The organism is Polyangiaceae bacterium (genome assembly GCA_015075635.1).
Taxonomy (GTDB): domain Bacteria; phylum Myxococcota_A; class Polyangia; order Polyangiales; family Polyangiaceae; genus JADJKB01.
The window spans coordinates 1,687,554-1,698,805 of the sequence record JABTUA010000002.1 but is presented as its reverse complement, the minus strand read 5'-3'; the positions used below and the strand labels follow the sequence as shown (position 1 = coordinate 1,698,805).

9 protein-coding genes are annotated in these 11,252 nt (G+C 70.2%); 5 read left to right on the top strand and 4 right to left on the bottom strand.

Features of this window, described 5'->3' with window-relative positions; translation table 11 throughout:
- Positions 1-269 precede the first annotated feature (269 nt).
- Positions 270-584: a hypothetical protein gene (locus HS104_23895; GenBank protein ID MBE7483004.1), complete on the top strand. Its 315-nt coding sequence runs from the start codon at positions 270-272 to the stop codon at positions 582-584.
- A 2-nt stretch (positions 585-586) separates the two neighbouring features.
- Here the strand turns inward: HS104_23895 and HS104_23890 are convergent, their stop codons facing one another.
- The 4 genes from HS104_23890 to HS104_23875 form a co-directional block, all read right to left on the bottom strand.
- Entirely contained in the window at positions 587-1,843 is a 1,257-nt protein-coding gene (locus HS104_23890; GenBank protein ID MBE7483003.1) for a hypothetical protein, read from the bottom strand.
- Entirely contained in the window at positions 1,837-2,838 is a 1,002-nt protein-coding gene (locus HS104_23885) for a hypothetical protein (protein ID MBE7483002.1), read from the bottom strand. Before HS104_23885 ends, HS104_23890 begins: the two co-directional genes overlap by 7 nt.
- A complete protein-coding gene (locus tag HS104_23880; protein MBE7483001.1) occupies positions 2,838-4,187 on the bottom strand; it encodes a serine/threonine protein kinase in 1,350 nt (449 codons plus the stop codon). The genes HS104_23885 and HS104_23880 overlap by 1 nt, the downstream gene beginning before the upstream one ends.
- Before the next feature lie 78 nt (positions 4,188-4,265).
- Entirely contained in the window at positions 4,266-4,766 is a 501-nt protein-coding gene (locus HS104_23875) for a hypothetical protein (GenBank protein ID MBE7483000.1), read from the bottom strand.
- Between the two features lie 123 nt (positions 4,767-4,889).
- Between HS104_23875 and HS104_23870 the strand changes: the two genes are divergently transcribed.
- The 4 genes from HS104_23870 (at position 4,890) to HS104_23855 (ending at position 11,250) form a co-directional block, all read left to right on the top strand.
- A complete protein-coding gene (locus HS104_23870) occupies positions 4,890-7,358 on the top strand; it encodes a glycogen/starch/alpha-glucan phosphorylase (protein ID MBE7482999.1) in 2,469 nt (822 codons plus the stop codon).
- A gap of 276 nt (positions 7,359-7,634) precedes the next feature.
- Positions 7,635-8,051, top strand: a complete 417-nt coding sequence (locus HS104_23865) for a hypothetical protein (GenBank protein MBE7482998.1) — start codon at positions 7,635-7,637, stop codon at positions 8,049-8,051.
- Positions 8,052-8,230: 179 nt separating this feature from the next.
- Positions 8,231-8,890, top strand: coding sequence for an ABC transporter ATP-binding protein (locus tag HS104_23860; GenBank protein ID MBE7482997.1), 660 nt, complete (start codon positions 8,231-8,233; stop codon positions 8,888-8,890).
- Positions 8,884-11,250, top strand: a complete 2,367-nt coding sequence (locus tag HS104_23855) for an ABC transporter permease (GenBank protein ID MBE7482996.1) — start codon at positions 8,884-8,886, stop codon at positions 11,248-11,250. The genes HS104_23860 and HS104_23855 overlap by 7 nt, the downstream gene beginning before the upstream one ends.
- Positions 11,251-11,252 lie beyond the last annotated feature (2 nt).

The window sequence follows — 11,252 nt, the reverse complement described above, 5'->3', positions numbered from 1 at the left end:
TTCAGGCGCGACCCCTCGCCGTCAATTGCGCGAGAGAACGGGCTTTTTCTTGCAGGTGCCGGCGCACCCGGGCCGGGGCCGCGCCGGCGCCTCCGCACCAGAACTTGTCCCTTTGGCCAGCGTCGTGGCAGACACGGGTCGACCATGAGAAGGCTCGCATCACGCTGCCCGAGGGGTGGGCGTGGCGCGGCCGGACCTCGCGCCCCCTGGCCGCGGACTCCCCGCGTGTCCGACGGGTGCGCTCCGCGCCACCAACAGGAGATCGCGTCATGAGGATTACGACCGACGAGCTGGAACGTCCCACCGAGTGGCTGCGCCGTCTGGCGGAGAATCGCGCCCTGTATCGCCAGCTGCTGGACGGCGCCGGGAGCTTGGCCGTCGCTGCCTATCGCCTGGCCCGCGCGCGCTGCCGGGTTCAGCCGGTGCCGAACGCGATCCCGACGGCCGCGGAGGTCAGGGTGGCGGCGGACGAGATCGCGCGCTACGTGGGGATGCGCTTCACGCTCAGCGCTCGGCAGCTGGTGGCGGACTGCGAGCACGCGGGCCTGGCGGTGATCGTGCCGATCAACGCTTCGGCGGCCTGACCTCAGGTCCCGCCGTCGCCGCACTTCGGCGGCTTGGCGGGCCCGGGTACCACGTAGATCGGCGGCTTCACCGGCTTCCACTCGAAGGCAAAGGCGAAGCTCTCCGCATCGCAGGGCTGGCTGGGCGTGATCAGGGTCGGCCCGGCGCCGAGGTCCCGGGCGGGCAGCACGTAGCTGTCCATCAAGAGGTTTCCCAGCGATGCGATGCAGTTCGCGAGCTCGTGCGCGATGGGCCGGAAGTAGCTCTCGATGGTCGCCGTGGTCACGGCCACGGAGAGCTGAGAGCTCTTGGCTTGGTCGTGCTCCGGCGTGAGCTCGAGCGTCAGGGTGGTGGTGACCGTGTCCACCACGGTCAGGCGGTCGAAGACGAAGAGCGGCACTTTGCCGGGGGACTTCCCCAGGTCACCGCTGACCCAGACGTTGCTCGACAGGTAGCCTTTGTCGAAGACGAAGAGCGGCTTGTCCACCAGCGGCGACGGAGGCGCCGCGTCGCCCGCGCCGGAGTCGGGGGCGCCGGCGTCGGTCGTTGCCGCGTCGCCGGCGTCCGCGCCACCCGCTCCCGAAACGTCCACCGAAGCCACGTCCAGCGCGAACTGATCGAAGCCGTCCCAGCTCGGCGGCTTCTCGAACGTCGGGTTGCGCGGCACGCTGACGTAGAGCGAGCCCCGCACGTAGGGGTCGTCCGCCTCGTTCGAGAGGTCGTCGAGGCGCAGCACGTAGGTCGCGGTCTCGCCGGTGAGCAGCTCGGCGTGCAGCTGCGGCTCGAAGTTGAGGGGCACGACCTGGATCCCCACCGCCAGCAGGCGGCCCGCGGCGTTGTCGCGGCAGTCGTCGCCGTCCTCCAGCGACTCGGGCGGTGCGCTCGACGGTTGGGCGCAGGTGGTCGAGCTGTTGCTCTTGGAGATCTCCGCCGTGGTGCACTCGCCGTCCACGTCGTGACCGATGCGCCGCCACGCGGTGCTGTCGGGCTTCTTGGTCTCCGGATCCGAAGTCCCCAGGAAGATCGTCTTCGCCGCGAACCAGCGCGTGGCGCCGCCGGACGGGACCGCGGGCCCGGGCGGTCGCTTCGGCGGCACGGGGTCCGAGCCCTTCGGCCCGCCCCCGCCGGCGTCGCTGCCGGCGCTCCCGCCGCTGCTGGTGCCCCCCGTTCCCAGGTTGGGGTCGAGCTGCTTGTCCTCGATGCCGAGCACCACCTGACAGGCGGCCCCGAGCGCGAGCGCCGTGAGGCCGAGCGCCGTGATGCGGGAGAAGCTCACCATCGACCCGTCATCAGGATACCGGAAGAGCGCGCTCCGATCGAAGGAACCAGGCGAACGCCCGAGGTTTTGGCGGGCGCTCGCCGTTCGTCGCCGTCCGCCCGCGACACCAAGAAGAAGTACGTGCCCACGCCCAGGCCGATCACGCCGACGCCGAAGCCGATGTTGCTGATGGTCGCCGCGCGGTTGGCTTGCTCGTTCAGCTCCAGTCCTTCCTTGTCGCACAAGCTGCCGTCGCAGTGGTCGTCGGTCGCGTTCTTCTTGCTCATGGCGGACAGGCCGAAGTAGCTGCCGACGCCGACGCCGACCAGGCCGACTCCTCCAGCGACGTAGGCGATCAGGCGCTCGGTCTCGCGGCTTCGTTTCCCCGCATCCGCGTCGTCCGCGCCTCCAGGCTTGGCCTTCGGCTGCGGCGGCGGCGGCAACTTCTCGAGCTTCGGCACCACCAGCGTCTTTTGCTCCGCGGCGGAGACCTGCAAGGTCGTGCGCCAGGTCTTGTAGCCCGCGGCGCTCGCGGAGATCTCGATCTCCACGCCGGGATCGACGGGCACGGCCGTGCCCCAGGCGCCCTCCCCGACGCGCTCGCCGCCGCGCTCGATGCTCAGGCCGGAGACGCGCGCTTCGCTCGGTACCTCGACGGTGAGGCGCGCGAGCTTCTTGTCGAGCTGCGCGAGCTCCTTCTCCGCCAGGCGCACGCGATCGGCGCGCTTGGCCTTCTTCGCGACGTCGATGGCCTCTTGGAACTCGACCCAGGCGCTGGCGGTGCGTCCTTCGCGCGCGTGACACACCGCGAGGTTGAGCAGGGTTCCTCCCTGAGGATCGAGGCGCTGGCTCTCCTCCAACTTGCGGCAGGCTTCGGCGTAGCGTTTCTTCGCGTACAGCTGCTTGGCGTCTCGGAACAACGCCTCCGCAGCGGCGCGATCGGCCGGAGACGGATCGGCCGCCGCGCCGAGCGGCCAGAGCAACGCGAGGGCGAACACAAAGGACGCGCGCGTCATCAGTGCCGGTCGGAGAGGGGGCTCGGGTTGTTGCTCTTCGGTCTGGCCTTGACCGGCGGCGCGACGCCGGGGCTCGCGCTGGGTGCGACACTGGCCGCGGGGGTCAGGCTCGGGAGGGGCGCTGGGGGAGCGGCCGCGGCTCGGGGCGACGCTGGTGCTTCCGCGTTGGGGCTCGCTTCGATCTCTGGCCCGACCTCGGCCTGCCGAAAGCGCGCCGAGACGATCAGCCCCACGCTGACCGCAGCGAACAGCACGAGCCCGGCGCCCACACCGAGCGCGATGCCGCGCCGTGCGGTGATGCGCCGCTGGTGGGTCGTGCCCCAGGCGCTGGCGGTGCTGCGCAGCGAGCCGTACGCGCCCGAGACTCCGGCGGTGGCGGCGCTGCCGCCGAGTTGTTTGGCGACCGCGATGGCGAAGATGCGCTCCAGGTGGGCGTGTGACGCGGTCGAGGCGAACGGCGCGAGCTCCTGGGCCAGCTCGTGCACGCTCTGGACGCGTAGCTCGGGCCGCTTGGCGAGGCAGCGCAGGATCAGGCGCTCGATCTCCGGCGGTAGATCCGGCCGGAGCTGCGACGGCGGCACGGGCTCGTCGCTGACGATCATGGCGGAGAGGGCCGGCAAGGACTCCGCCATGAACGGCGGCTTGCCGGTCACGATCTCGTACAGGACCACCCCGAGCGACCAGATGTCGGTGCGATAGTCCACGCTCTTGGACGACCGGACTTGCTCGGGCGACATGTGGGTCGGCGTTCCGAACACGTCGCTGGTCCCGGTGAGGCTCGGCGTGTGCTCCTGCTCGAACCAGTCGGCCTTGGAGATGCCGAAGTCGAGCACCTTCACGTGCCCGCGCTGTCCGGGGTTCTCCAGCACCATGATGTTCTCCGGCTTCAGGTCGCGGTGCACGACGCCGATGGCGTGGCAGTGCGCGATGGCGACGGCCGCCTGGAGCAGGTAGTCGATCCCTTCCTGCAGCGGCAGCGGACCGCGCCGCTCGATCAAGCGAGACAGCGGCGCTCCGACCACGAACTCCATCACCATGAACGGCAAGCCGGACCCCAGGCGGCCGACCTCGAACACCTTGACCACGTGATCGCTGTCGATGGCGCTGGCCGCGCGCGCCTCGCGCATGAAGCGCTCGACGCCGAGGGCGCTGCGGGCCGCCCGCGGCGGCAAGAGCTTGATGGCGACGCGCCGGCCGAGCTCGGTCTGAATGGCGCTCACCACCGCAGCCATGCCGCCGGCGCCGAGTAGGCCCTCGACCTGGTAGCGTCCCGCCAGCACCGTGCCGGGCTCGGGTACCCAGCTCTCCGGCGACTCCGAAGGCGGCATGCTGTCGCCGAGTCTGGGCATCGCCGAGATTTTACCTGGAAAGCACGGCTGGGGCCCGAATATTGCGGCGCGCGCGTGGAGCCGAGCGCCCAATTCGGGTCAGGAGCCCGCCGCGCGATGGGTCAAGTGGGCCTCGCCACCGGCCGAGTCACCGCTCGTGTCGAGCTCCACGACCAGCTCGGCGCGCTCTGGACGACACGCCGAGCCCTCGCCGGACCCGCACCAGAAGTAGTGGAGCTTCACGTGGGCCGGGCCGGTCGCGCCGTCGGCGACGTCCACCGGAATTCTGAGCGGGAGCTTCTCCGGGTCCAGCTTCTCGTCGATGCGAGTCGGGAACTCCAGGTGTTCGCCGCTCGCCTCGAGGCGGAGCGGCGCACCGGTGGTGAGCTTGCCGTTCGCGGGAGCCTCGAGGGAGACCACCAGCGTGCCTCTGCCAGGGCCGAGCTGGCCGACGGCGCGAACTCGCTGGGGCGCGGCGCGCGGCGGCGCGAGCTCTGCGTTCACCGCGGGCTCCGCTCGGTGCTCGTGGGCCGCCCGCCGGTCGCAGGCGCCGACGGCGAGCCCGAGCGCGACCAACACAGAGAGGTTCTGGAAGCGCATGGGCAGTCAGAGCCGGAAACGCGCGGACAGGGTTCGCGCGTTCCGGGGAAACCCTAGCACGCCGGGCGCCGACGGTCGGGACGGCCCCCAACTCCCGGTGGGTCTGATAGCGTAGCGCCGCGAATGTCCGAGAAGAATCCCGATCCGGTCCCCCGGGACGCCGACCAGCTGCCGCTGGACTCCGCCTCGCTCGCCAAGAGCTTCCTGGATCACGTGCGGCACACCCAGGGCAAGGCCCCGAGCGTGGCGACCGAGCTCGATCACTTCATGGCGGCGGCGCACATGGCCCGGGACCGCATGGCCGACCGCTGGACCCGCACCTCGCTGCGCTACGCCCGGGAGCAGCCCAAGCGCGTGTACTACCTCTCGATGGAGTACTTGCTCGGCCGGTTGCTCGAGGACGGGCTCTTGAACCTGGGCTGCCTGCGCGCCGCCGAAGAAGGGCTCCAGGAGGCTGGCGTGGCGCTCACCGAGGTGGCCGATCAAGAGCACGACGCCGGCCTCGGCAACGGCGGCCTCGGGCGGCTCGCGGCCTGCTTTCTCGACTCGATGGCCACCCTGGGCATCCCGGGCATCGGCTACGGCATCCGCTACGAGTACGGCATCTTCTTGCAGGACATCGTGCGCGGCGAGCAGATCGAGCGCCCCGATCCGTGGCTGCGCTACGGCAACCCGTGGGAGTTCGAGCGACCGGAGCGGCGCTACGCAGTCCACTTCGGCGGGCGCGTGATCCAGTACACCGGTTCGCGCGGCCGGCGCGTGCACGAGTGGGTGGACACGCACCAGGTGCTGGCGGTCGCCTACGACTCCCCGGTGCCGGGCTACCAGAACGGCGTGGTCAACACGCTCCGGCTCTGGTCGGCCAAGGCCACGCGGGCGTTCGACATCTCGTATTTCAACCAGGGCGACTACATCAAGGCGGTCGAGGACAAGGCGGCGACGGAGACCATCTCGCGCGTGCTCTACCCGAACGACGCTCAGCTGGCCGGCAAGGAGCTCCGGCTGAAGCAGGAGTACTTCATGGTGTCGGCCACGCTCCAGGACGCGGTCGCACGGCACCTGACGAAGCACGAGGACCTGAGCGACTTGCACCGCTTCGCCATTTTCCAGCTCAACGACACGCACCCGGCGCTGGCAGTCGCCGAGCTGATGCGCCTGATGGTGGATCGCCACGGCGTGACCTGGGACCAGGCCTGGGAGGTGACGCGCCAGTGCTTCGCCTACACGAACCACACCATCATGCCCGAGGCGCTCGAGCGCTGGCCGGTGTGGCTCATGGAGCGCCTCCTGCCGCGCCACCTGCAGATCATCTACGAGATCAACGCCCGCTTCTTGGACCAGGTGAAGCGCCGCTTCCCCGGCGACGACGCCCGCCTGGGTCGCATGAGCCTGATCGAGGAGGGGCACGAGAAGCAAGTCCGCATGGCGCACCTCGCCATCGTCGGCAGCCACAAGGTCAACGGCGTCTCGGCGCTGCACTCCCGCTTGATCCGCGAGACGTTGTTCAAGGACTTCGCCGAGCTCTACCCGGGGAAGTTCGTGAACCAGACCAACGGCGTGACTCCTCGCCGCTGGCTCGAGAAGTGCAACCCGGAGCTCGGGGAGCTGATCACGGGGCGCATCGGCCCCGGCTGGGTCACCGATCTCGATCGGCTCTCGGAGCTCGAGCGCTTCGCGGACGAGCCGGCTTTCCAGGCCGAGTGGCGCGCGATCAAGCAACGCAACAAGGAGCGCTTCACGCGCTGGCTCCGGCGCGTCCACGGCCTGGAGCTCGATCCGACGCACCTCGTGGACTCGCAGGTCAAGCGCATCCACGAGTACAAGCGCCAGCTCCTGAACGTGCTCCACGTGGTCTCGCTGTATCAGCGCTACCGCCGCCAGCGCGGGAGCGAGGCGGTGCCGCGGACCTTCGTCTTCGGCGGCAAGGCCGCGCCGGGCTACGCCATGGCCAAGCGGATCGTCCACCTGATCAACGCCGTCGCTACCCGGGTCAACGCCGACGAGTCGACGCGGCACCTGCTTCGCGTGCTGTTCGTGCCCAACTACTCGGTGACTGCGGCGGAGCTGATCATCCCTGCCAGCGACGTCTCGGAGCAGATCTCGACCGCCGGCATGGAGGCATCGGGTACGGGCTGCATGAAGTTCGCGCTGAACGGCGCCTTGACCATCGGCACCCTCGACGGCGCCAACATCGAGATCAAAGACGCCGTGGGTGACGAGAACATCTTCATCTTCGGTCTCACCGCCGAGGAGGTCGAGGCGCGCCGCCGCGACTACGACCCGTTCCCGATCTACCACTCCGATCCCGACCTGCGGGCCGCGCTCGACGCCATCGGAGGCGGCCTGTTCTCGCCGGACGACCCCAGCTGCTTCCGTCCGGTGGTGGACGCCCTGCTGGCCGGCGGGGACCACTACTTCACGCTGGCGGACTTCCGCAGCTACACCCGAGCGCAAGCGGTGCTCGAGGGGACGTACCTCGACCAGGCCGCCTGGACGCGGAAGTCGATCCTGAACGTCGCGCGCATGGGCTTCTTCTCGTCGGACCGCACGCTCCGGGGCTACGCGCGGGACATCTGGGGTGTGCCGGCGTAAGGTCCGGCCGACGCCATGCCCGACACGACCCGAGCCAAGCTCAGCTGGCGCGGCCTCGGACTGCGGCTGCTCGCCGCCGCCGGAGGCGGCCTCGGGCTCGTGGCGCTCGGCTTCTCGTATTCGCGCATCGGCGGGACCTGAAGCATCCTGTGCAACCCGGCGGTCGCCGGGCCCTACGGTGCGCTACTGGGCGTGCTCTTGGTGCGGGCTCCGCTCCGAGCGAAGCCCGAACGCTGAGCTCGGAACTACCCGAGCCCCGCCGGTGTCTCCCCACCCATGCGCGCTCTGCCGCTGCTCGTCGTGGCGACCTTCGCCTCTTGGACCGAGCCGTCCGGCGCATCCAGCATCGCGAGAGAGCCCATCCTCCGGGCGCTCCGCCAGGCCACGCCGGCCGTCCGCGATTGCAGCGCGCGCTACGTCCTGTCCGGCGGCCGGTACCAGGTGAAGCTGACCCTGCTCGCCGGCCGCGCTCGGGAGGTGACCGTGGTGGGAGGTCCCGGGCTTCTGTCCGAGCCGGCCCGGGATTGCCTGGCCCGGGCGTTCGCGGCACCGGCTTACCCCGAGCTCAGCTCGCTGCAGGACGGCACGCCGGAGGAGTACCGGATCACGTACCCGTTCGTGCTGGTGGAGCCGGACGCGCTCTCGCCCCCCCGGCCGCGTCCGGCGCGCGTGAAGAGCCTGCGCGGGCGCTGAGCACAGGGCGCAGGATTTTCGGCTGCACCGCGGCTGGGTGCTCCGCCTGCGCGAAATCGCCCGAGGAGGTCCCGAATCCACCGCGGGTCGGACGGCACGAACGCTGCACGACCTGTCGTGTGTCCGCCCCCGAAGATCGCGCCGTGCTCGCCGGCCGTGACCTGACCAAGGTCTACCGGATGGGTGACGTGGACGTCCACGCGCTTCGTGGCGTCGATCTGTACCTGTACCCCGCCGAGCTGGTCGTCCTGCTCGGTCCCTCGGGCAGCGGCAAGAGCACGCTGCTCAACATCCTGGGCGGCCTGGACATCCCGACCAGCGGCACGGTGATCTACCGCGATCACGACCTGACCGCCGCCGACGCGCGGGCGCTGACCCGGTATCGCCGCGAGCACGTCGGCTTCGTGTTCCAGTTCTACAACCTGATCCCGAGCCTCACCGCCCGAGAGAACGTCGCGCTGGTGACCGAGATCTCCGACGACCCGCTGTCGCCGGAAGAGGCCCTCGGGCTGGTCGGCCTCGGCGAGCGCCTCGATCATTTCCCGGCGCAGCTCTCCGGCGGCGAGCAACAGCGCGTCGCCATCGCGCGCGCCGTCGCCAAGCGCCCGGACCTGCTGCTGTGCGACGAGCCGACCGGAGCCCTGGACTACCAGACGGGCGTCATCGTGCTGGAGGTCATCGAGACTGTGAACCGGGAGCTCGGCACGACGACGGCGGTGATCACCCACAACGCCCCGGTCGCCGCCATGGCGGACCGAGTCGTGACCCTGGGCGACGGTCGCGTCACCAGCGAGGTGCGGAACGCGGAGCGGCGCGCTGCCAAGGAGCTCCGATGGTGAAGGCCTTGGACCGGAAGCTCTGGCGCGATCTGTTGCGTCTGAAGGGCCAGATGCTGACCATCGCGCTGGTGGTGGCGGCGGGGATCGCCGCCTTCGTCACCTTGCGCGGCACCTACACCTCGATCCAGGACGCCCGCGCCGCGTATTACGAGCGACAGCGCTTCGCGGACGTGTTTGCGCGGCTCGAGCGCGCACCGCTCTCGCTCGTCTCCAGCATCGAGCGGCTCCCCGGGGTGTCTCGCGCCGAGGGGCGGGTGGCGAAGCCGGCGATGATGCCGCTGCCGGACGTGCCGGAGCCGATGCGCGCGCTGGTGGTGTCGGCCCGTTCGGAGGAGCTCGAGACCCTGAACCGGCTGCACCTCCGGAGCGGGCGCTGGCTCTGGCCCGGGCGCAGCGACGAGGTGCTCCTGCTCGAGTCCTTCGCCACCGCTCGCAAGGTGATGCCTGGCGACCGCCTGCCGGTCGTGCTCAACGGCAAGAAGCGCGACGTGCGGGTCGCCGGCGTGGTGATGAGCCCGGAGTACGTCTTCGCGATCGCAGCTGGGGACATCTCGCCGGATCCGGAGCGCTTCGCCGTGATGTGGATGAACGAGGACGCCCTCAGCGCCACCTTCGAGATGGAAGGGGCGTTCAACACGGTGTCGCTGGCGCTTCAGCCCGGCGCCAGCGAGCGGGCGGTGATCGACGCGCTGGACCGGATGCTCGAGCCCTACGGCGGGACTGGGGCGTACGGCGTCGACAAGCAGCCGTCGAACCGGGCCATCGACGGGGAGCTGGCGCAGCTCGAGAGCTTCTCGACCTTCTTGCCGGTCATCTTCCTGCTCGTGGCGTCGCTCCTGGTCAACGTGGTGCTCTCCCGCCTGGTGCACCTGCAGCGCCCGGAGATCGCGACCCTCAAGGCCGTCGGCTACTCGGATCTCGAGGTGGGCCTGCACTTCTTCGAGCTGGTGCTGGTCATCCTGGTGCTGGGCGCCGGCATCGGCATCGGCGTGGGCTTCTACTTCGGCGGAGTGATGATCGACCTCTATCTGGAGTACTTCAAGTTCCCCAACCTGGTCTTCAGCTTCGACGCCAAGAGCGCGGCCGGCGCCGTGCTGGTGAGCTTCGCGACGGCCTTGCTCGGGGCCTTCAGCGCGGTCCGGAGCGTCGTCGCGCTGCCACCCGCCGAGGCGATGCGGCCGCCGGCGCCGGCCCGCTACCAGCGCTCCATCGTGGATCTCCTCGGTCTGGCCCGCGCCGTCGGGCCATCTCTCCACATGATGGTGCGCGAGCTCCAGCGCCGGCCGCTGCGAACGGTGTTCTCGTCGCTGGCCATCGCGGTCTCGATCGGGCTGATGGTGATCGGCGGCTGGTACTACGACGCCGTTCGGGATCTGGTGCACACGCAGTTCCACGAGGCCATGCGCGAGGACGTGACGGTCGCGTTCATCGAGGCGAGACCGGAGGAGGCGCTTTCGGGCCTCGAGCACACGCCAGGCGTGCTCGCGGCGGAGGGGCTGCGCGCGGTCCCGGTGCGCTTCCGTTCGGGGCACGCCCATCGCGACGGCGTGCTCCTGGGCTATCCGGCCCAGGGCGAGCTGCGGCAACTGCGCGACCGCTACGCCCGGCTCTCGCCGCTCCCGCCCGACGGCGTGGTCCTCACCGACGTGCTCGCGGACATCCTCCGGGTACGGGTCGGCGATCGCGTGGAGGTGGACGTCCACGAGGGGCAGCGCGGCACGAAGAGCCTGGTGGTCAGCGGGACCGTGGACGAGGCCATGGGGCTGCAAGGCCACATGACGGCGCCGGCGCTGGCGCGCTTCATGGGCGAGACCCCCAAGGTCAACCTGGCCCTGCTCAGGGTCGATCCCGCCGAGTCCGAGACCCTCGACGCACGCCTGAAGGACATGCCGTTCGTCGCCAGCGTCACGCGTCGCGCCGATCTCGTGGCGCGCTTCGAGAGCCAGAGCGCCAACATGATCACGACCATGGCGGTGATCATCATGCTGTTCGCGGCCACCATCACCGTGGGAGTCGTCTACAACAACGCGCGTGTCGCGCTCTCGCTCCGGGCGCGCGATCTGGCGAGCCTCCGGGTCCTGGGTTTCACGCGCGGTGAGATCTCCGGGATCTTGCTGGGCGAGATGGCGCTTCAGGTGCTCCTCGCGCTGCCCTTGGGTCTGGTGTTCGGCGACTGGCTGGTCAACGGCCTGGCTTCGACCATCGATCCGGAGCAGTGGCGCATGCCCATCGTGATTACGCCGCGGAGCTACGCCATCGCCCTGCTCGTGGCGCTGACCGCCGCCGCGGTCTCGGCGCTCCTGGTGCGGCGCCGCCTGGACAAGCTGGATCTCATCGGAGTGCTGAAAACGCGAGAGTGATC

Bases quoted from the DNA above. Each gene is read 5' to 3' on its own strand.
- HS104_23895 (MBE7483004.1), top strand. From the start codon at position 270: ATGAGGATTACGACCGACGAGCTGGAACGTCCCACCGAGTGGCTGCGC.
- HS104_23890 (MBE7483003.1), bottom strand. From the start codon at position 1,843: ATGGTGAGCTTCTCCCGCATCACGGCGCTCGGCCTCACGGCGCTCGCG.
- HS104_23885 (MBE7483002.1), bottom strand. From the start codon at position 2,838: ATGACGCGCGCGTCCTTTGTGTTCGCCCTCGCGTTGCTCTGGCCGCTC.
- HS104_23880 (MBE7483001.1), bottom strand. From the start codon at position 4,187: ATGCCCAGACTCGGCGACAGCATGCCGCCTTCGGAGTCGCCGGAGAGC.
- HS104_23875 (MBE7483000.1), bottom strand. From the start codon at position 4,766: ATGCGCTTCCAGAACCTCTCTGTGTTGGTCGCGCTCGGGCTCGCCGTC.
- HS104_23870 (MBE7482999.1), top strand. From the start codon at position 4,890: ATGTCCGAGAAGAATCCCGATCCGGTCCCCCGGGACGCCGACCAGCTG.
- HS104_23865 (MBE7482998.1), top strand. From the start codon at position 7,635: ATGCGCGCTCTGCCGCTGCTCGTCGTGGCGACCTTCGCCTCTTGGACC.
- HS104_23860 (MBE7482997.1), top strand. From the start codon at position 8,231: ATGGGTGACGTGGACGTCCACGCGCTTCGTGGCGTCGATCTGTACCTG.
- HS104_23855 (MBE7482996.1), top strand. From the start codon at position 8,884: ATGGTGAAGGCCTTGGACCGGAAGCTCTGGCGCGATCTGTTGCGTCTG.